The 19,627-nt window shown below is 73.3% G+C and carries 20 protein-coding genes; 7 read left to right on the top strand and 13 right to left on the bottom strand.

All coding sequences use genetic code 11. The annotated features are described in order from the left end of the window. Window positions 1–22 precede the first annotated feature (22 nt). Complete coding sequence (locus Q0858_RS03620) at window positions 23–832, top strand: SDR family oxidoreductase (protein WP_299051204.1); 810 nt, start codon at window positions 23–25, stop codon at window positions 830–832. On the opposite strand, the gene Q0858_RS03615 is transcribed toward Q0858_RS03620, so the two are convergent. From Q0858_RS03615 to Q0858_RS03590, 6 genes are all read right to left on the bottom strand, one after another. Continuing rightward, the gene (locus Q0858_RS03615; RefSeq protein ID WP_299051203.1) at window positions 829–1,443 is read right to left on the bottom strand and encodes a hypothetical protein; all 615 of its coding nucleotides are present in this window, start codon (window positions 1,441–1,443) and stop codon (window positions 829–831) included. The two genes, Q0858_RS03620 and Q0858_RS03615, sit on opposite strands and share 4 nt — an antisense overlap. A gap of 79 nt (window positions 1,444–1,522) precedes the next feature. Beyond that, the gene (locus tag Q0858_RS03610; RefSeq protein WP_299051202.1) at window positions 1,523–2,419 is read right to left on the bottom strand and encodes a PHP domain-containing protein; all 897 of its coding nucleotides are present in this window, start codon (window positions 2,417–2,419) and stop codon (window positions 1,523–1,525) included. A 59-nt stretch (window positions 2,420–2,478) separates the two neighbouring features. Further along, window positions 2,479–3,231: a DUF6758 family protein gene (locus Q0858_RS03605; protein ID WP_299051200.1), complete on the bottom strand. Its 753-nt coding sequence runs from the start codon at window positions 3,229–3,231 to the stop codon at window positions 2,479–2,481. After that, window positions 3,228–3,803 carry a histidine phosphatase family protein gene (locus Q0858_RS03600; protein ID WP_299051198.1) on the bottom strand — a complete coding sequence of 192 codons (576 nt, stop codon included), beginning with the start codon at window positions 3,801–3,803 and terminating at the stop codon, window positions 3,228–3,230. The genes Q0858_RS03605 and Q0858_RS03600 overlap by 4 nt, the downstream gene beginning before the upstream one ends. A 13-nt stretch (window positions 3,804–3,816) precedes the next feature. Beyond that, on the bottom strand, window positions 3,817–4,368 hold the full coding sequence (locus Q0858_RS03595) for a MaoC family dehydratase (protein ID WP_299051196.1): 552 nt from the start codon (window positions 4,366–4,368) through the stop codon (window positions 3,817–3,819). 85 nt (window positions 4,369–4,453) lie between these two features. Then, a complete protein-coding gene (locus Q0858_RS03590; RefSeq protein ID WP_299051194.1) occupies window positions 4,454–4,633 on the bottom strand; it encodes a DUF5302 domain-containing protein in 180 nt (59 codons plus the stop codon). 251 nt (window positions 4,634–4,884) lie between these two features. On the opposite strand from Q0858_RS03590, the gene Q0858_RS03585 reads away from it, so the two are divergent. Then, window positions 4,885–5,070, top strand: coding sequence for a hypothetical protein (locus Q0858_RS03585; RefSeq protein WP_299051192.1), 186 nt, complete (start codon window positions 4,885–4,887; stop codon window positions 5,068–5,070). A 402-nt stretch (window positions 5,071–5,472) separates the two neighbouring features. Here the strand turns inward: Q0858_RS03585 and Q0858_RS03580 are convergent, their stop codons facing one another. The 6 genes from Q0858_RS03580 to Q0858_RS03555 all read right to left on the bottom strand — a co-directional run bounded on the left by Q0858_RS03580 (window position 5,473) and on the right by Q0858_RS03555 (window position 12,385). Continuing rightward, a complete protein-coding gene (locus Q0858_RS03580) occupies window positions 5,473–6,678 on the bottom strand; it encodes an acyl-CoA dehydrogenase family protein (protein ID WP_299051190.1) in 1,206 nt (401 codons plus the stop codon). A gap of 81 nt (window positions 6,679–6,759) precedes the next feature. Then, the gene (locus Q0858_RS03575) at window positions 6,760–7,875 is read right to left on the bottom strand and encodes a glycosyltransferase family 2 protein (RefSeq protein WP_299051188.1); all 1,116 of its coding nucleotides are present in this window, start codon (window positions 7,873–7,875) and stop codon (window positions 6,760–6,762) included. A 40-nt stretch (window positions 7,876–7,915) separates the two neighbouring features. After that, window positions 7,916–9,307, bottom strand: a complete 1,392-nt coding sequence (locus tag Q0858_RS03570) for a phospholipase D-like domain-containing protein (RefSeq protein WP_299051186.1) — start codon at window positions 9,305–9,307, stop codon at window positions 7,916–7,918. Between the two features lie 119 nt (window positions 9,308–9,426). Further along, the gene (locus tag Q0858_RS03565; RefSeq protein ID WP_299051184.1) at window positions 9,427–10,545 is read right to left on the bottom strand and encodes a hypothetical protein; all 1,119 of its coding nucleotides are present in this window, start codon (window positions 10,543–10,545) and stop codon (window positions 9,427–9,429) included. Then, window positions 10,542–10,802: a DUF6752 domain-containing protein gene (locus Q0858_RS03560; RefSeq protein WP_299051182.1), complete on the bottom strand. Its 261-nt coding sequence runs from the start codon at window positions 10,800–10,802 to the stop codon at window positions 10,542–10,544. Before Q0858_RS03560 ends, Q0858_RS03565 begins: the two co-directional genes overlap by 4 nt. Beyond that, complete coding sequence (locus Q0858_RS03555) at window positions 10,793–12,385, bottom strand: methyltransferase domain-containing protein (RefSeq protein ID WP_299051181.1); 1,593 nt, start codon at window positions 12,383–12,385, stop codon at window positions 10,793–10,795. Before Q0858_RS03555 ends, Q0858_RS03560 begins: the two co-directional genes overlap by 10 nt. Window positions 12,386–12,611: 226 nt before the next feature. On the opposite strand from Q0858_RS03555, the gene Q0858_RS03550 reads away from it, so the two are divergent. Then, window positions 12,612–14,471, top strand: coding sequence for an alkaline phosphatase family protein (locus Q0858_RS03550; protein WP_299051179.1), 1,860 nt, complete (start codon window positions 12,612–12,614; stop codon window positions 14,469–14,471). 155 nt (window positions 14,472–14,626) lie between these two features. Here the strand turns inward: Q0858_RS03550 and Q0858_RS03545 are convergent, their stop codons facing one another. After that, entirely contained in the window at window positions 14,627–15,841 is a 1,215-nt protein-coding gene (locus tag Q0858_RS03545) for an endonuclease/exonuclease/phosphatase family protein (RefSeq protein ID WP_299051177.1), read from the bottom strand. Between the two features lie 62 nt (window positions 15,842–15,903). Here Q0858_RS03545 and Q0858_RS03540 point away from each other — a divergent pair, with 62 nt between their 5' ends. The 4 genes from Q0858_RS03540 to Q0858_RS03525 all read left to right on the top strand — a co-directional run bounded on the left by Q0858_RS03540 (window position 15,904) and on the right by Q0858_RS03525 (window position 19,419). After that, a complete protein-coding gene (locus tag Q0858_RS03540) occupies window positions 15,904–17,193 on the top strand; it encodes a CBS domain-containing protein (protein ID WP_299051175.1) in 1,290 nt (429 codons plus the stop codon). Between the two features lies 1 nt (window position 17,194). Continuing rightward, the gene (locus Q0858_RS03535; RefSeq protein WP_299051173.1) at window positions 17,195–17,812 is read left to right on the top strand and encodes a DUF1003 domain-containing protein; all 618 of its coding nucleotides are present in this window, start codon (window positions 17,195–17,197) and stop codon (window positions 17,810–17,812) included. Window positions 17,813–17,924: 112 nt separating this feature from the next. Continuing rightward, the gene (locus tag Q0858_RS03530) at window positions 17,925–19,079 is read left to right on the top strand and encodes a P-loop NTPase (RefSeq protein ID WP_299051171.1); all 1,155 of its coding nucleotides are present in this window, start codon (window positions 17,925–17,927) and stop codon (window positions 19,077–19,079) included. A 4-nt stretch (window positions 19,080–19,083) separates the two neighbouring features. After that, window positions 19,084–19,419, top strand: a complete 336-nt coding sequence (locus Q0858_RS03525; RefSeq protein ID WP_299051169.1) for a sec-independent translocase — start codon at window positions 19,084–19,086, stop codon at window positions 19,417–19,419. The last annotated feature ends 208 nt before the right edge of the window (window positions 19,420–19,627 follow it).

Below are 19,627 nucleotides of genomic sequence, written 5' to 3'. Positions count from 1 at the left end.
CCCGTCCGGGAAGGGTGGAGCAATGGGATCCCGCACCGCCGCCGTACCCACCTCCGGCGCGACGGGCGAGGTGGCCGGCGGAGGGGGCACCGCCCTGGTCACCGGCGCCTCGGCGGGTCTCGGCTGGTCCTTCGCGCGGCTCCTGGCCGAGCGGGGCCACGACCTCGTGCTGGTCGCCCGGGACGCCCCACGGCTGGAGGCGGTCGCCGCCCGCCTCCGTTCGGCGTACGGCGTCGAGGTGGAGGTGCTGCCCGCCGACCTCAGCGACCCCGTGGAGCTCGCCACCGTCGAGCGGCGCCTCGCCGAGCCCGAGCGGCCCGTCGCCCTGCTGGTCAACAACGCCGGCGCCGGCCTGCGCGGCCGCTTCCTCGACCACGACGTGGAGCAGGAGCAGGCCATGCTCGACCTGCTCGTCACCGCCCCGATGCGCCTCACCCACGCCGCGCTGACACAGATGACCGAGCGCGGCCACGGGTCCGTCCTCAACGTCGCCAGCGTCGCGGCCTTCCTCCCCCGCGGGACCTACGGCGCCGCCAAGGCGTGGCTCGTGCGGTTCAGCACCTGGGCCGCCGCCGAGTACGCCGACCGCGGGGTCCGCGTGGCCGTGACCTGCCCGGGCTTCGTCCGGACCGAGTTCCACACCCGGATGGGGGTGGCCCCCGGGCGCGGCCCGCTGTGGCTGGACGCCGACCGCGTCGCCGCCCGGGCCCTCGACGACCTGGCCCGCGGCCGGGCGCTGTCGGTGCCCACCCGGCGCTACCGGGTCATCACCGCGGCCGCCCGTACCGTCCCGGACCGCGCGCTGCAACGCCTGCAGACGCTGGGTCGCTAGCCGGTTCGCGGGTCTCCCGCCGGAGACCTCAGGGCGATGGACGACGTCCGGCTCATCCGGTCGCGGGCCGGGCGCCCCCGGCCTGCGGAGCCAAAGCTCTGGAAGCGGACCTCGTCCCCGTCGATCCACTCCGTGGAGGTCTGCACCGCCAGCACGCCCCGAGGACCCGGCAGGGTTCGGACCGTCAGGCTGTCCGGCCGCACCCGGACGGTGCCGTCGTCCGTGAGGCGCAGGACTCGCGCGGCCGTGCGGACCCCGCTGGCGGCGATCACGAGGTACTCGGCCCGGGGCGTCGTCAGGACCGTGGTGGCGAGCTGGCGCACACGGCCGCGAGCCTCGTCACGATCGCGCAGATGACGGAACCGCAGGCCCATCCGAAGCCGCACACGGCCGTCACCGGGCAGGGTGTAGCTGGCGCTCACGACCTCGGCGGCAGGGCGCAGGGACGGTCGGCCAAAGGCGTCGTCCGAGGCATCGGTCACGACTACCCGGCCGGCAGGCAATCCGCCCGCGGCCGGCACGGGAGAGGCCGCCGCGAGCGGCACCGTCGTCGGCGCCGGGGCCAGGAACAGCACCGAGCTGACCAGCACGGCGAGGTGGAGGCGGGACATGGACACTCCCTCGGCTGCGCGGCCGGAGGCGGCCGTCGTGCCCGACAGTGTGCACGACCGGCCGGCCCCCCGCGCGACGTCAGCGGCCGGACGGGTCCCCGAACGGTCCCGGCGGCACTGTCGCCCCGGACCGCGCCGCCGCGGCCGCGGCACGGGCCAGCAGCCGCTCCAGCTGCGCGGGCTCGGTGAGGTTGCAGCCCAGGTCGTGGTCGCGCTTGCCCTCGCCGTGGTGGTCGCTCGACCCGGTCCGCACGAGGTCGAGGTCGTCGGCGATCGCCCGCAGCTCGCGGCGCTGGTCGGGGGTGTGGTCCTGGTGGTCCACCTCGATGCCCCCCAGGCCCGCGTCCCGGAGCTCCGCCAGCGCCGCGGCGGGCAGGCTCGACGGGTCGTGGCGGCCCCAGGGGTGGGCGATGACCGTGACCCCGCCGGCCTCCTCGACCAGGCCGATCATGCGGGTGATCGGGGCGGCGTAGCGCCCGACGTACGCCGGCTTGCCGGCCATCAGCCAGTCCGCGAACGCGTCGTCGCGGTGCGCGACGTAGCCGGCCGCGACGAGCGCGTCGGCGACGTGGGGGCGCCCGAGCGCCGCGGTGTCGCCGGCCTGATGGGCGACGTCCTCGACGGTGATGGCCATGCCGTGCTCGTTGAGCCGGGCCACCATCTCGGGGACCCGGCCGCCGCGGCCCCCGAGGACGTGCTCGAGCTCGGCCACCATCCCCGGGGTCGTCGGGTCGGGCAGGTAGGCCAGCAGGTGCACCCCGCGGCCGTCGTCCAGGCGGGTGCTCAGCTCCATCCCCCGCACCAGGGCGACGCCCTCCTCGCGCGCCGCGGCGGCCGCCTCGTCCCAGCCGCGCGCGGTGTCGTGGTCGGTCAGCCCCAGCACGTCGAGGCCGGCGGCGGCGGCGTCGCGCACCAGCTGGGTGGGCGAGGTCGTGCCGTCGCTGACGTCGGTGTGGGTGTGGAGGTCGATGCGCACACCGCGAGCCTAGGGACGACCACCGACGGCGCCAGCGGCCACCGCCCCCGGCGCCGCCCTCACCAGCGCGGCGGTGGGCCCGCGAACGAGACCTCGACGAGCGCCGTCCCGAGGTCGGCGGCGTCGGCCAGCGCCAGGTCGGCGCCGAGCAGGAGCAGCGCCGAGGCGGGCCGCACGAGCACCCACAGCCAGCGGCCGGAGGCCTCCCCCACCAGCACCGACCGGTCGAGGCCCACGTCGGCGAGCGGGTCGAACAGCGCGCCCGGCGTGTCCGGGACGGCGGAGGTCTCACGGTCCTCCGGCAGCGGCACCGCCCACAGGCGGACGTCGAGACCCCCCGCGCGGAGCCGCGTCTGCGGGGCGTCGTCGAAGAGCTCGACGGGCGGGCCACCGGTCACCCCGTGGGGCAGCCCGGCGCGGGCCGCGCCGAGGCCGGTGCCCGGCTCCTCCACGACGACCAGCAGGTCCACCGCCCCGTCGAGGTCGGTGGCGCCCGAGCAGCCGGTCATGGTGGCGCGGACGTCGCCCGGCTCCCCCACCGTGCCGAGGTCGGTGACGGCCCACCCCGGCCCGATGGGCCACGGCAGGTACGTCGGGGTGTCGGCCCTCGCCGACCCGGCCGCGTGGACCTGCGCGACCAGGGCGTCGTACGACGCCTCCTCGGGCCGCCACAGGGGCGGCACCGGTCCGTGGTCGGGGCACTCACGCCGACCGGTCCCCCCGGTGACCGGCCCGGCGCACCGGGGGCAGGCCGGGGTCATCGGCAGGGCGGGCTCCTCCGGCGAGGAGGGTCGCGGCGGGTCGTCGCTCACCGGGGCGCCCCGGTCGAGTTCCAGACCGTCACCGCCCGGCGGCCGTGCTCGTGGCCGAGCACCGAGACCGTGGCGGTGTCGAGGGAGAACATGCCGCCGTCCGCGACCGGCCGGCCGAGCCAGCGGGCGGCCAGGCACCGCGAGGCGTGGCCGTGGGAGAACACGAGGACCCGCCCCGGGACGCCGTCCACGCCGCGGATGAAGCGGTCCATCCGGGTGCTGACCTCGTCGGGGGTCTCGCCCCCGGGGGCGCCGTGGGTCCACAGGCTCCAGCTCGGGTCCGCCTCGCGCATGGAGGCGCTGGTGCGGCCCTCGAGGTCGCCGTACGCCCACTCGGCGACGTCCGGGTCGCTGGCGGTCTCCTCGAAGCCGGCCAGCCGCGCGGTCTGCACCGCCCGCCGGCGCGGGCTGGTGACCACGAGGGTGAAGTCCGTCCCGGCCAGCAGCGGGGTCAGGCTGCGCGCCTGCTGCGACCCGTGGTCGGTCAGCGGCAGGTCGGTGACGGAGGTGTGGCGCCCGTCGCGGCTCCACTCGGTCTGGCCGTGCCGCACGACCCACAGCTCGTCGACCACGTCGGGCTCCGCCTCAGCCGTTCTCGTGGCCGCCGGTGCCGTCCGGCCCGGGCCAGTTCTTGTCCGGACGCGGCACGGGACGTCCCGGCTGCTCCCCGCCCCGCTCGGCGAGGTAGGAGTCCTTCGGGACCATCACCTTCCGCCGGAACACGCAGACGACGGTGCCGTCCTGGTTGTAGCCGATCGTCTCGACGTGGACGACGCCCCGGTCGTCCTTCGACCGCGACTCCCACTTGTCGAGCACGCGGGTCTCGCCGTACAGCGTGTCGCCGTGGAACGTCGGCGCCACGTGGCGCAGCGACTCGATCTCCAGGTTCGCGATCGCCTTGCCGGACACGTCGGGGACGCTCATCCCGAGCAGGATCGAGTAGACGTAGTTGCCGACCACCACGTTGCGACCGAACTGCGTGGTCTCCTCGGCGTAGTGCTGGTCGAGGTGCAGCGGGTGGTGGTTCATCGTCAGCAGGCAGAACATGTGGTCGTCGAACTCGGTGACCGTCTTGCCCGGCCAGTGCTTGTACGTCGCGCCGACCTCGAACTCCTCGTAGGTCCGACCGAACTGCATGCCTGCTCCTCCCGACGAACCCCGGTGGGTCGGACGTCGGCGACGACGTCCGCGCACATAGTGGCGGATCCGCCCGCGGCGCGCCTCAGGAACCCCCGCCGCCGGCCTTGCGGCGGTGCATCTGGGGACCGCCGCCGACGACCTCGGAGCCGTGGGCCTTCGCCTTCGAGCCGGCGGTGTCGTCGGGGTGGGAGGCGCCCTTCTTGCGCTCCAGGGCCTCGCGCATCTTCGCCTTCAGGTCCTCGTTGCCCTCGCGCTCGGCCATGACCGCTCCTCTCGTCCGTGCTGCGTCGTGGCGCCGGGGTACGGCGCCGCTCCCACCCTGGCACGGCACGGCCCGCCGGGCGACCGGGTATCGCTCGCGGGGCCGGGGCGAACGTCCGGTGGCGGCTCGCCCACCCCGCGGGGACAGCGCGGTGACGCCCCGGCGACCGCGACCGAGAGGTCACCGGGAGGGCGACGACGGTTCACCGGGGCGCTCTCGGACCGTTCACCCGGCGGCGGGTCAATGGAGGCATGAACCGATCCTCGCTGACCCGTCAGACCCTGACCCGCGGCACCGCCGCCCTCGCCCTCGGCGCCACCCTGGTGCTGTCCGGCTGCTCCTCGGACTCCGAGGAGGGCGACACCGGCACCGGCGACGACACCTCGGAGGAGTCGCCCGCCGACGAGGAGTCCCCCGCCGACGACGCGTCGGAGTAGTCCCGCCCGTCGCCTCCACACCCTCACGGCCCGGTGGCACCCGCCACCGGGCCGTCGTCATGCAGCCGAGTCGGCCCCAACGCACCCCGTACGACGCCCGAGTCGGCCCCAACGCACCCCGTACGACGCCCGAGTCGGCCCCAACGCACCCCGCAGGGGGCGACTCGGCATTCCTCAGACGCACGTTCGGGCCGACTCGGCACCCCTGGGGCGCACGTTCGGGCCGACTCGGCACCCCTGGGGCGCACGTTCGGGCCGACTCGCCACCCCTGAGACGCACGTTCGGGCCGACTCGCCACCCCTGAGACGCACGTTCGGGCCGACTCGGCACCCCTGAGACGCACGTTCGGGCCGACTCGGCACCCCTGGGGCGCACGTTCGGGCCGACTCGGCGCGGTGTGCCTAGAGCTTGTACTCCTTGAGCAGGGCGCGGCCGATGATCATCTTCTGGATGTCGGCGGTGCCCTCGCCGATGAGGAGGAACGCGACCTCGCGGTACAGGCGCTCGATCTCGTACTCCTTGGAGTAGCCGTAGCCGCCGTGGATGCGGAAGGACGCCTCGACGACCTCGTGGGCGTACTCGGCGGCGAGGTACTTCGCCATGCCGGCCTCGACGTCGTTGCGCTCGCCGCGGTCCTTCAGACGGGCGGCGCGGACCATCATCGCGTGGGCGGTCTCGACCTTCGTGGCCATCTCGGCGAGGCGGAACAGGACCGCCTGGTGCTCGGCGATGGGCTTGCCGAAGGTCTCGCGCTGCTGGGCGTAGGCGATGCCGAGCTCGAAGGCGCGGTTCGCGACGCCGCAGGCACGGGCCGCGACGTTGACGCGGCCGACCTCGACGCCGTCCATCATCTGGTAGAAGCCGCGACCGGACTCCCCACCGAGGACCTGGTCGGCCCCGATGCGGTGGCCCTCGAGGACCATCTCCGTGGTGTCGACGCCCTTGTAGCCCATCTTGTCGATCTTCCCGGGGATGGTGACGCCCTGGGCGGTCTCGCCGAAGCCGGACTCCTTCTCGACGAGGAAGGTGGTCATGTTCTTGTAGACGCTCTCGGCGCCCTCGTCGGTCTTGACCAGGACGGCGACGAGGTTGGACGAGCCGCCGTTGGTCAGCCACATCTTCTGGCCGGTGATCTCGTAGCCGTCGGAGCCGTCGTCGAGGGTGGTCGCCTTGGCCTTGGTCTTGATGGCCGCGACGTCGGAGCCCAGGCCGGGCTCGGACATCGAGAAGGAGCCGCGCACCTCGCCGGTCGCCATGCGGGGCAGGTACTTCTGCTTCTGCTCGTCGGTGCCGTGGCGCATCAGCATGTACGCAACGATGAAGTGGGTGTTGATGACGCCGGAGACGCTCATCCAGCCGCGGGCGATCTCCTCGACCACCAGCGCGTACGTCAGCAGGGACTCGCCGAGGCCGCCGTACTCCTCGGGGATGGTGAGGCCGAAGACGCCGAGCTCCTTGAGCTCCTCGACGATGTCGGTGGGGTACTCGTCGGCGTGCTCGAGCTCGGTGGCGACCGGGAGGATCTTCTCGGTCACGAAGGTGCGGACGGCCTTGAGGATCTCGCTCTGGTCCTCGGACAGTCCCTCGGTCTGGCACAAGCGGGGCACGGCACACTCCTTGCGGGGGCGGACTGCGGGTGCTCGCACACTACCCACGGGTAGCCACGCGGGGCGCTGTGAGAAGCGCCACTAGGGACGGCGCAGCAGCCCCTTGAGCCCCCGGCCGCGAGCGGAGCCGCCGTCCGCGGCCTGCTCGTCGAGATCGCCGAGGTCGTCCAGGTCGCCGAGCCGGGAGCGGAGCAGGCCGGCGACGTCGGCGCCCTCGGTCTCCGGCAGGAAGTCCGCCATCGGCACCCCCGCCAGCGCCTGCAGGCGGGACACCAGGAGGTCGGCCTCCCCCGCGGGCAGCGGCTCGGGGACGTGGCCACCGGTACGCGCGTCGACGCGCTCGAGGAGCCCCAGGTCGTCGAGGACGTCGACGGGGTCGGCCATGTGCCGCTCGTAGATCGCCCCCAGCTGCCGGCGCGCGGCCGCCGGGTCGAGGTCCATGCCGAGCAGGGTGACCATCGCGTCGGCCAGCTTCTGGCGGTGCTCGCCGAACGACAGCTTGAGGTCGGTGCCGGAGCCGACCATGGCCAGCCACTTCCGGACGAACTCGTCGCCGGAGTACGACTCGTAGTGCAGCATCGCGAGACCCGGACGACGTGCGAGACCGACGCGGTCCTCCTCGCGGGTGGTGGCCTTGTGGATGCCCAGCCAGATGTCGAGCGCCGGCCGGATCCCGACCTTGCCCGCGATGTGGCTGCGGAAGTACAGCGAGTTGGACGGCTCGGGCAGGGCGCCGAGCACGGTCAGCAGGTTCAGCTCGCCCGGCTCGAGCAGCCGCTTGAACAGCGTCGGCTCCCCGTCGGGCTCGCGGACGCTCACCACCTCGAGGGGGCGCAGGTTGACGGCCCGCCTGTGCGCGGGGACGCCGTCCAGCTGCGCCCGGTCGATCCGGACGACCTCGTCGCTGTCGACGTGGAAGAGCCACGTCGCCCAGTCCGTCAGGGCGAGCACGGACCGGGCCACGTTGGCGTTGATCCGCTGGCGCTTGTTGATGCGCCGCGGACGGTCACCGCCCCACCAGGCGTCGTTCGTGACGACCACCGTGACCTCGGGCCGGCCCGCGAGCCAGCCCTCGACCTCGGCGTCCGCCTCGTCGAGGAAGACGACCAGGTGGTCGGCCCCTCCCGCGAGGTTGCCCTCCACGAACCGCTGCACCCCGGCCAGCGAGGTCTTGACGGTGCTGACCGTGACGATCATGCGCGGCTCCCGGCCGGGCGCCCTCGCGGGCTGGTCGGGACTACTCGTCCTCCCACTCGGGGCTGTCGGTGCCGAGGCCGTTCCAGCCGAGGATGGCGGGACCGGAGGCGCGGGGCATGCCCGCGGCGCCCCAGCTGAAGCCGTGGCTGTAGCGGTTCCACTTCACGTTCCAGTTGTTGACGTACTGGGAGTGCAGGCGAGGACCACGGACGCGCATGATGATCTCGTCGCCGTACTGGCCGCCGTCCTGGTGGTTGGCGGAGCCGGTGACGATGAACTTGTCGCCGCGCTTCTTGCCGTAGTTGCCGTTCACCATGAGCGTCTTCTCGTGGCTGTACTTGTCGATCATGCGGTCACCGTTGGTGTCGAACCCGGTGCTGCGGACCGGCACGTAGCCGCGCTTGGTGCGGTTGGCGAAGACCCGGCGGACCTTCTCGCCGGCGAACCCGACGAGGATCTTCACGTCGCAGCCCTGGGCGTACAGGTCGCGGAAGCGGTTCGCGAGCATCGTGCCGCGGGTGCCGTCCCAGGCGTGCATGTTGACGCGGACGGCGGTCCGGCCGCTCGGCGTCCGCGCGTTGCGGCACTTGATCGGGCGCAGGATCTGGTTCATGGGGTCGCGGGCGACGGTGTAGCGCGTCTTCGGCGTGCCCAGCGGGGCCTTCGGGAAGGGCAGGATGTGGACCCAGAACTTGCCGTCACCGAACGTCTTCTTGACGTACATCGGCTTGGCGTTCTTGTCCTTCGCCATCTCGTTGAAGATCCGGTTGTAGAAGGTGAACAGCGGCTTCTGCCCGTTCTCGACGAAGAGGTCGTTGAACTGGTTGTCCGTGCCGTTCTGCTTCATGTTCATCGAGCCGACCATGGTCGTGTAGTTCGCGCCGCCGGCCTTGCGGAACAGGATGAACTTGCTGTGGTTCACGTCGCCCTGCCCGCGGCAGGCGGACTTGCACTGGAACCACCAGTTCTTCTTGTTGCGGTTGTTGCCCAGCACGGACCGGAGCTTCGCCTGCGCGGCGGTCATCTCGTGGTTGTTGACGAGGACCTTGACGCTCACGCCGCGGCGCTTGGCGCGGACCAGGGCGTCGGCGACGACCATGCGGTCGAAGGAGAACATCGACATGCGGATCGCCGTGCCCTTGATGGCGTGGTTGATCGCGCCGAGGACCTCGCGCTCGATGACGTACTGGCGCGCGCCCTCACGGGGGGTGTTGAAGTGCGCACCCTCCTTCGGCATGTAGCGCTTCGCGTTGGTCTCCGGCGCGGAGCGCACCTGGGACGCGGTCGGGGCAGCGGCCACGACCTCGCCCGACGCGGACGAGGCGACGGGCGCCCCGACGGTCAGGCCGGCCACGACGCTCATGGAGACCGCGACCGTCAGCAGCGACACGAGACGTCGCGGGGACCGGGAGCCGAGAGATGACTTGAGCACGCCGCGGAGCGTACCCGACGAAGGTGGACGATCCAGTCTTCCGGCGCGTCGTCGGGGAGCCCGCTGATCACGCTGCGATCACGCTCCGGTCACGGTCCGGTGACGACCCGGTGACGGGGTCAGGAGCGGGACCCGCGCAGGCGTGACACGACGCCGCGCAGGGCTCCGCGTCGGCCGGACGCCTCTCCCCCGTCGCCCCCGTCGTCCCCGCCCTCGGACTCAGCGCCGTCGGTGAGCCGGCGTACGTCGGCCAGCATGCGGGCGACCAGCTCGGTGGCCGCCCCGAGCAGCTCGGTGTCCGAGACGGTGTCGACCCCGCGCCCCTGGCCCGCCGAGGGGGGCACGAGGAGCCGGTCGAGGTCGCCCACGACGTGCAGCCCCTTGCGCCGGATCACCGCCACGGCCCGCTCGCTGCGCTCGCGGCAGTCGTCGAGCAGGTCGTCGTCCAGCACGAACGGCGCTCCGCCGTCGTCGCGGAGGTGGCCCTCGGCCAGGTAGCCGCGGATCCAGCGCCCGCGGTCCTGCTCGCCGAGGAAGTCGGCGAGGTGGGCGTTGACCCGGCGCAGCAGCTCGACCTCGACCAGGCCGAGGGAGGAGTTGGCCGCCTCCTGCGACGCGTCGTACGTGCCCTCGACGCCGAGGACGGAGGCGAAGTTGCGCCAGTGCTGGTCGGCCGGCTCGTCACGGGAGGGCACGGGGAGGACGTGGAAGCGCTCCGGCGGCACCGCGGGGGCCCAGCGGCGGACGATCCCGGCGAGGTCCCAGGTCCCCCAGCTGAACTCCGAGCCGGTGCGCGAGGCGTCCGCGGTGTCGCGCAGGGTGGCGGTGCTGCCGTTCTTGACGCGCTCCTGCCACCCGGCGCGGAGCATCCCCGCGGTGTCGCGGGCGGTCACGACGACGTGGACCTCGTCGGGCGCGAGCGCCTCGACGACGCGTGCGGCCTGCTTCCTCGAGGCCAGGCAGAAGAACTCGTGGGTGAGCAGGGCGTCGGGCTCGCTGCGCGCGGCGATCTCGCCGCGCAAGCGCTCGAAGGTGCCGGGGGCACGGGGGTTGCGGCGCGCGAGGCGCTCGGTGGACTGCTGGACGTCGAGCGCCGCCCAGAGGTGCTCGCGGTGCCCGGTGCCGGGCAGCAGGAGACCCTCGGCGCGCAGCGCGTCCCGGTGCGACCAGCAGATGTCCTGCAGGTACGTCGTGCCCGTCTTGGGCATCCCGACGTGCAGGAACGTCCGGCGGGTCACGGCTGGTCGTCGACCGCGCTCGTCACACCCAGGCGGTAGCGGCGCACGATCTCGGCGACCCGCGGGTCGTCGCTGTCGGCGAGCGGCACCAGCAGCTCGACGACCACGTCCGTCAGCTCGGAGATCCGCAGGTTGAGCTCGCGGCACTCCTGCACCTCGGCCTCGAGCTCCTCGACGCGCGCGCGCAGCTCGGAGTCGTCCGTGCCCACGCGGTCCACGGCGTTCCTGACCTGCTGCTTCACCCTGTTCAGCGCCATTCGACCACCATTCGCAAGATCCGGGCCTCCCCGCGGTCGGGGTCGGCCAGCACGCCCGAGCCGGCGTCCGTGTCGTCGCGACGCAGCTCCTCGAGGACCACCGTCCCACCTGCGGCGGCCACCTGCGCGCGCAGGCCCGCCGGTGACATCGGCCGGACGCCGTGCGGCGCCTGGTCCTGCCCGCCGACGTACACCTGCAGGTAGAGGCAACCGCCCGAGGCCAGCAGGGAGCGTGCGAGGCGCAGCAGGTTGGCCCGGCCGGTGGCGTTGACGGCGTCCATGACGTGCCGCGCGGTGAGCACCACGGGACCCCGCATGCCCGCCACGACGGCGGCGGTGGCGCACACGGACCGTGTCTCGGTGAGGTTGAGGTGCTCGAACGTCGCCGGGATCTCCCGGCGCCTGGCCTGGGTGATGCGGCGCTTGTAGGCGCGACGCACGTAGTCGTAGCCGACGGCCGTCCGGCCCTGCTTGGCGTGCCACATGACGTCCTTGCCGGCGCCGCAGCCGACGTCCAGCACGGTGTCGCCGTCGTCCAGCCGCTGCTCCACCCACTGGGCGAACGCGCTGGGCCGGGACTGCACGAGCGAGGCGGCGTCCGCGAAGTACGGGCCCCAGACGGCCTCCTGGTTGACCCGCGTGCCGCGGAACCAGCCGCTGAGGCGGCGGGTGGTGCTGCGCGGCGTCTCGAACTTGTACGCCGGGTCGGGCACGCGCCACGAGGTGCCGTACATCGCCTCGAGGAAGCGCTCGGGCACGGCGGGGGCCGGGAAGGTGCGGCCCTCGAGCTCGACCTCGGTCAGCGGGTGCACCCAGGAGCGGTCGAACGGGGCCCCGACCTCCCCCATCAGGTAGAGCGTCCCGGCGCGGACGAAGCCGGCGAAGACGTCGAGCCCGCGACGGCTGCCGTCACCCTCGAGGACGACGACCTTGAAGGCGGCGCCCGAGTAGCGGTGGACCTCGAAGCCCGCGTCGACGAGGCGTCGCTGGAGGTCGAAGGACTCGGTCACGACGTCGGCGGGGTGCTCGTGGTCGCTGACGTAGCCGAGGTCGGCGTCGGAGTCGTGCCCGATCAGGCCACCCTCGCGGACCGCCCCGAGCAGGGTCCCGTAGGCGATGAAGGGCCGGATGCCGGCGGCCTGGAGGGCCTCGAGGACCACCTGCATGGAGTCCAGCAGCGGGGCGATGTGCTCCTCGTCGCGACCCTCGAACACGCGGGTGAGGCGGTTGCTCTTGTCGAGCGCCAGCGGGTTGCCGCGGTGGTCGACCAGGTCGAGCGGCTCGGCGCCCTCCCCGAAGGTGGTCTCGGCGGAGTAGAAGGGCTCGTCCTCGCCGTGGATCGCGAGCGTCAGGGAGGTGCGGCCTTCCAGGCGGCGGCGCAGCATGTCGGGCCAGGCCCAGGTGCGGACGCCCTCCGCCCCGCCGTCGGCGTCCTCGGTGGTGTCGCGCAGGGACCAGAACGAGCCGATGCGCCTGCCGTCGAAGAGCACGTCGACGGGAGCGTCGTGGCTCGCGCGCAGGCTGATACCCGTGTCGCTCACGACCACGTGGTCGGGCCGCGCCACGGCCGTGGGGTCACCCACCCCCTCACCCCTTCCGTCGGTCGTCGTCGGTCGTCGTCCTCGTGCGCCCGGTGCCGGGCCTCGTCCGCAACCCGCGGGAAACGGTGATTGCCGGACGATACGGCACCGGCCGCCTACCATCGCTCCCAGCGTTTCGACGCAACATCCGTCACATCAGTCACAGGCAGCAGGACACGGGCGCTCGTGCCGTGCCCGACATCCTCCCCCACCGAGGTGCGAACTCCCCATGAACCCGCTCCCGCGCGCGTCGTCCCGTCTCCGCGGGGCCTGCCTGGTCCTCGCGACCGCCCTCCTCGGCCCGGCCCTCGTCGTCGGTGGCGCCTCCGGCGCCGCGGCGGACCCCGGCGACCAGCCCCGGGGGACGGCGGTCTTCCAGATCGCCTCCTTCAACCTGCTGGGCGCGGGCCACACCGACGGCCCGAAGGCGCCGCGCAAGAAGTTCAAGAACTCGAAGGTCCGCCTGGGCATCACCAAGCGCATCATCGACGCCCGCAGCGTCGACGTCGTCGGCTTCCAGGAGATGCACTATCCCCAGGCGCAGCAGTGGACGGCGAACTTCGGTGACGAGTGGGCCACGTTCCCCGGCACCCGCCGCGGCGCCGACCCCGGCCGCTTCTCGCTGTCCTGGAACAAGAGCGTCTTCGAGGCCGTGAAGCTGCAGACGATCAAGATCCCCTACTTCAAGGGCCAGGAGCTGCCCATGCCCTACGTGCTGCTGCGTCACCGCGGCACCGGGCAGGAGGCGTGGTTCATCAACGTCCACAACCCGGCGAACACCCAGGGTGACGCGACCCGGTTCCGGGCGGAGGCGGTGCGCCGCGAGGGCGACCTGATCAACCGCCTCAGCCGGGAGACCCCGGGCGCGCCGGTGTTCCTCACCGGCGACATGAACGACCGGGACAAGTTCTTCTGCCCGATGGTCCGCCGCGCTCCCGTCATCGCCTCCGCCGGCGGCTACCGGACCGCCCAGGGCGGGTGCCGGCCCCCCGGTCAGATGGACGTCGACTGGATCGTGTCGACGAAGGAGAACTCCTTCACCAGCCACACCTCGCTGCGCGACGCGCAGGTCAGCGAGGCCAGCGACCACCCGTTCATCGTGGCCAACGCCAACATCCTGGCGCCGCGGGTGCGCTCCGCGGCCACGGACCGCGTCCTCGTCATCGGCGCCGCCGGTCTCGGTGGTCGACTGCTGCGCACGCACAAGGGCGCCACGCCCGTGCTGCAGCGCCTGATGGGGTCGGGCGCCTCCACGACCTCGGCCCGCACCGCCCCCGAGACCACGCTGACGATGCCGAACCTCGTCACCATGCTCACCGGACGTCGGGTCGCCCGCGCCGACGGCGGGCACGGCGTCACCGGCAACAGCGACACCGGCGGCACCGTGCACTCCGCCGCCGGGCAGTACACCTCGAGCGTCTTCGACCTCACCCACAACCACGGCATGCGCACCGCGTTCTACTCCGCGCACCCCCGCTCCGCGCTGATCCGGCGGACCTGGGACGGCGCCCACGGCGGGGGCGACCCGTTCGGCCCGGACAACGGCCGCGACAAGATCGACGTCGACCCGGTCCTGCCGGACGACGGCGCCGTCGCCTCCCGCGTGGCCGCCGACCTGCGGGCGAACCCCGCCAGGCTGACGGTCGTGGAGATGACGGGCCTGGCCGCCGCGCGGGCGCGGAGCAAGTACGGCAGCAAGGAGCACGTCGCCGCGCTGCGGACCCTCGACCAGCGCATCGGCGCGATCCTCGCGGCCGTGAACAACACCCCCGCGCTGGCGAACACGATGGTGGTCGTCGCCGGCACCACCGGCGCCTCCAAGGAGGGCGACAGCCCCACCGTGCGCCGTCAGCGCCTGCAGGAGGTGCCGCTGCTGGTCCGGGGCCCGGGCGTCCCCCGCGGCGAGGGGCTCTACACCCTGAACCCGGAGTCGACGTACGAGCGCACGGGGCAGGGCCGGTACGACGGCACGGGGCCGGTCATGATCGGCGCCGCCGCCAACCTGGTCACGGCCGCGCTCAAGCTGCCCCCGATCCCGGGCAGCCAGGTCAACACCACCCAGCGCCTCAACGTCCTCCCGCTGGACTGATCGCCCGACCCCTCGCGCCCCGACCCCCGGCTGCCCGGGGATCGGGGCGCGAGGTCGTTCCCACCGGAGATCGAGGTGCGAGGCCGGCCACGGCCGAGCCACGAGGTCCGGTGACCCGGCCGTCGTCCTCGGGGGGCCGCCCGATCAGGCGGGCGTCAGGCGGGGCAGTACCAGACCTGGCCGCGGCGCACGATGCGCGTGCGGCAGCCCGGGGTGTCGCGGACGCCGGGCAGCGTGACCGTGGAGCTGATCAGCGGGTGGTCGCTCAGCCGGTCCCGCTCGACGCTGCGGTCGGCCTCGAAGTCGGAGAAGGCCAGGGCGTCGTTGCCGAAGATCCAGTCGACGAACATGTCCTGCGGCAGGACGCAGCGGCCGTTGCGCGTCGCGGCGCCGTCCGCGGAGACCATCCCGGAGAGCCGGGAGAACGGGCAGGCGAACTCGGCGCGGTCGTTCATGTCGCCGGTCAGCAGCACCGGGGTGCCGTCCTCCCCCAGCCGGAGCGCGAGGTCCGCCTCGATCTCGAGGGCACGCTGGCGGAACGCGGCGGCGTTGCCGCGGGAGTCCGCCGGGTTGTGGAAGTTGGCGACCCAGACCCGGCGTCCGGTCTCGCGGTGCTCGAGCAGCACCTGCGGCATCGGGACGGGGTTGCCGCCGAAGTACGGCACCGGGGTGGTCTGCGTGCGGACGCGCTCCCACAGGGAGTCGCGCCACATGATCGAGTTGTCGGCGAGCCGCGTCCCGAGCTCGAGGCCGGGGAAGATCGCCCAGTCGCGGCCCTGTCGGCCCAGGGCCCGCACCTGGTCCTGCTGGAACTCCTGCATCCCGGCGATCTCGATGCCCTTGGACTCCATGATGCTGAGCTGCGGGCCGAGCCGGCGCTCGGCGATCGCGTAGCCCTTGCGTCCGTTGGGCCCGCGGGTGTGGCTGGCCCCGAGCACGTTGAAGGACGCGGCGGTGAACTCCAGGCCGTCCACGGCGTCGCCCCCGACGCGGACGAGGCCCTTGCGGCGCATCGTGCGGTCGAGCTCGGCCAGGGTGGGCAGGGCCGGCGGCTGGGCCTGCGAGGTGGGGTCGGACTCGCGGCGCTCGCGGGGCGGGAGCCGGTCGCCGGGGTCGTCCGTCGCCGGCGCACGGGTGTCGTCGGCCGACGCCGAGGAGGAGGACGACGAGGTCGCCGGGGGCGCCGCCTCGCTGGCGGAGTCGTCGGAGCCGCCCAGCGCCGTCAGGTCCACGGTCGTGACGAGGGCGACGACGCACAGCAGCGCGGCCACCACGACGACGGTCAGCACCGCGTCACGACGTCCCGGCTGCGGACCCTTCGGTCCCGCACCCTCACCGGGCCCGGACGACCGCTGCTCCTCCGCGCTCACGTCGTGCAGGGTAACCGAGCGCCCCGACGTCCCCGAGCCCGCGCGGCCGGTAGTTTGGGCAGGTGAGCAGCAGCCCTCCCCGCGTGTACGTCGCCCGGCTGGTCGGCCTGCCCGTCTACGACCCCCAGGGCGACCAGGTCGGCAAGGTCCGCGACGTCGTCGTCGCCATCCGTTCGGCGCAGGCACAGCCCCGCGTGCTCGGCCTGGTGGCCGAGGTGTTCGGCCGGCGCCGGATCTTCGTGCCGATGACCCGCGTGACCAACATCGACTCCGGGCAGGTCTACACGACCGGGCTGCTCAACCTGCGCCGCTTCGAGCAGCGGCCCACCGAGACCCTCGCGATCGCCCAGCTGCTGGACCGCACCGTCACGCTCCGTGAGTCCGGGGTGTCCGCCACCGTCTACGACCTCGCGATGGAGCAGGCCCGCAACCGCGACTGGGTCGTGAGCCGCCTCGCCGTCGCCGAGACCGGCAAGGGCCTGCGTCGGCGCGGCCAGTCCCACGTCGTCGAGTGGGGCGAGCTGGACGGCCTGGTCGGGCGGGAGGAGGCCCACGGGGCCCACCACCTCGTCGCCGCGATCAACGAGATGCGGCCGGCCGACGCGGCCTCGATGCTGCACGACCTGCCCACCGACCGTCGTACCGCCGTCGTGGCGGCGATGGACGACGAGCGGCTGGCCGACGTCCTCGAGGAGATGCCGGAGGAGGACCAGGTCGAGATCCTCGAGGCCCTCGAGGTCGAGCGGGCCGCCGACGTCCTCGAGGAGATGTCCGCCGACGACGCCGCCGACCTGATCGCCGAGCTGCCGGCCGACACCGGGACCCTGCTCCTCGGGCTGATGGAGCCCGAGGAGGCCGAGGACGTCCGCCGCCTCATGTCGTACGCCGAGGAGACGGCCGGCGCGATGATGACGCCCGAGCCCGTGATCCTGGGCCCCGACGCGACGGTCGCCGACGCGCTGGCCCACGTCCGGCGTCCCGAGCTGACCCCGTCCCTGGCCGCCCTGGTCTACGTCTGCCGCCAGCCGCTGGAGACGCCGACCGGTCGCCTGCTCGGCGTCGCGCACATCCAGCGCCTGCTGCGGGAGCCGCCGTCCAGCCTCGTCGCCGGCGCGCTGGACTCCTCGATGGACCACCTGCACCCCGACGCCCGGATCGAGGAGGTCGCGGCGCACCTGGCGACGTACAACCTCGTCGCGGCGCCGGTCGTGGACGACGAGGGGCGCCTCCTGGGCGCCGTCACGGTCGACGACCTGCTCGACCACATGCTGCCGCCGAACTGGCGCGACCACGCCCCGCGACCCGATGTCCCGAGCATGGACGTCCCCGCCTCCGCGACGCGGAGGGCGTGAGATGGCGGACCGTCCCGGCGGCGCGTCGCGTCGTGAGGGCAACCGGATGGACAGCCCGATGCCGCCCTCCGGCGGTTCGCTGAGCACACCGCTGAGCACTCCCCTGCGCACCCCGCTCGGGGGCCGCCTCGGCGCGCGTCGGCGCCTCGGGGCCGGCCGGCGTCGCGACGGCGACACGTTCGGGGTCTTCGCCGAGCAGTTCGCCCGCTTCATGGGCACCGCCCAGTTCCTGCTCTACATGACCCTCGTGGTGGTCGTGTGGATCGTGTGGAACCGGCTCGCGCCGGACGGGGCCCGCTTCGACGCCTACCCGTTCATCTTCCTGACGCTCATCCTCAGCCTCCAGGCGTCGTACGCCGCCCCGCTGATCCTGCTGGCCCAGAACCGCCAGGAGATGCGCGACAAGGTGATCGCCGAGCAGGACCGCCAGGCGAACGCCCGTGCGCACGCGGACATGGAGTTCCTGGCCCGCGAGGTCGCCTCGCTGCGGATGGCGGTCGGCGAGGTCGCCACCCGCGACTTCGTCCGCTCCGAGCTCCGCTCGCTGCTCTCCGACCTCGACGAGCTCGACGCCCGCCGCCGCGAGGGCCAGCCGGAGGAGCCCCGGCACCGGTCCTGACGCGGTCCCGACCTGTCCCGACCCGTCCTGACCCGCTCCTGGACGCCGTCGCACGGGCGTTCCTGGTCCCGGACTGCGCGGTCCCGCGGACCGCGAACTAGGCTGGGACATCATGAGCGCTCCCTCCGCCGACCGGGTCCGTGAGGCCCTGGCCACGGTCAACGATCCCGAGATCAAGCGTCCGATCACCGAGCTGGGGATGGTCGACTCCGTCGAGGTCTCCGACGACGGCCGGGTCGCGGTGCACGTCCTGCTGACGGTGTCCGGCTGCCCCCTCAAGGACACCATCACCCACGACGTCACGACCGCGGTCGGTGCCGTCGACGGGGTCACCGACGTGGACCTCACCCTCGGCGTCATGGACGCCGACCAGCGGGCCGAGCTGAAGAAGACGCTGAACAACGGCCAGGTCCAGCGGGAGATCCCGTTCGCGCAGCCCGGGTCGCTGACCCGCGTGCTCGCCGTGGCCAGCGGCAAGGGCGGGGTCGGCAAGTCGTCGGTCACCGTGAACCTCGCGCTGTCGATGGCCCGCGAGGGCCTGAAGGTCGGCATCGTCGACGCGGACATCTACGGCCACTCGGTGCCGGCCATGCTCGGCGTCGCCGACCACCGTCCCACCCAGGTCGACGACCTGATCATGCCCGTGCCCACCGCCTCGGGCGTCTCGGTCATCTCGATCGGCATGCTCAAGCCCCGCCGCGACCAGGTCGTCGCCTGGCGCGGCCCGATGCTCGACCGGGCGCTCGTGCAGATGCTCTCCGACGTCTACTGGGGCGACCTCGACGTCCTGCTGCTCGACCTGCCGCCCGGCACCGGTGACATCGCGATCTCGCTGGGCCAGCACCTGCCCAACGCGGAGGTCGTCGTCGTGACCACCCCGCAGGAGGCGGCCGCCGAGGTCGCCGAGCGCGCCGGGACGATGGCGTCGATGATGCACCAGCGCGTCGTCGGGGTCGTGGAGAACATGTCGTGGCTCCCCTGCCCCCACTGCGGGCCGGAGCACAAGATCGACATCTTCGGCAGCGGCGGCGGCGTCCGGGTCGCCGGCACCCTGTCCGAGCGCTTCGGGTACGACGTCAAGCTCCTCGGGACGATCCCGCTCGACCCGTCGCTGCGCGAGGGCGGCGACGTCGGCAAGCCGATCGTGGAGGCCGACCCGACCGCTCCCGCCGCCGTCGAGCTCAGCCGGATCGCCACCGACCTCGCCGGCCGCGGCCGCGGTCTCGCCGGCATGCAGCTCGGGCTGACCCCCACCGGCCGGGCCTGACCCCGTGTTCGGGATCGGGTTGGCGGAGGCCGCGGTCATCGCGCTCGTCGCGGTGTTCGTCTTCGGGCCCGAGAAGGTGCCCGAGCTCGCCAAGCAGGCGGGGCAGATGCTCCGCCGCCTCCGCACCCTCGCCAACTCGGCCCGCGACGACCTCCGCCGCGAGCTCGGTCCCGAGTACGCCGACCTCGAGCTCCGCGACCTCGACCCCCGCGAGATCGTGCGAAAGCACGTGATCGACGCGATGAACGAGCCCGACGAGCCCGCGGAGAAGCCCCGGAAGCGCCGCGCCGGCGTCCTCGCCCCCGGCGAGATCCCGCCGTACGACGTCGAGGCCACGTAGCCCGGCCCTCAGCCAGGTCTCGGCACCGAGCCGCACCCGGCGAGCCGGGTAGCAAGAACGAGCGGCACCCGGCAAGCCAAGTCTCGGCACCAAGTGGCACCCGGCGAGCCAGGCAGCAAGAACGAGCGGCACCCGGCAAGCCAGGCAGCAAGAACGAGCGGCACCCGGCAAGCCAGGTAGCAAGAACGAGCGGCACCCGGCGAGCCAG

The organism is uncultured Nocardioides sp., from assembly GCF_947489365.1.
Classification (GTDB): domain Bacteria; phylum Actinomycetota; class Actinomycetes; order Propionibacteriales; family Nocardioidaceae; genus Nocardioides.
This window is presented reverse-complemented; position numbering and strand designations above follow the sequence as displayed.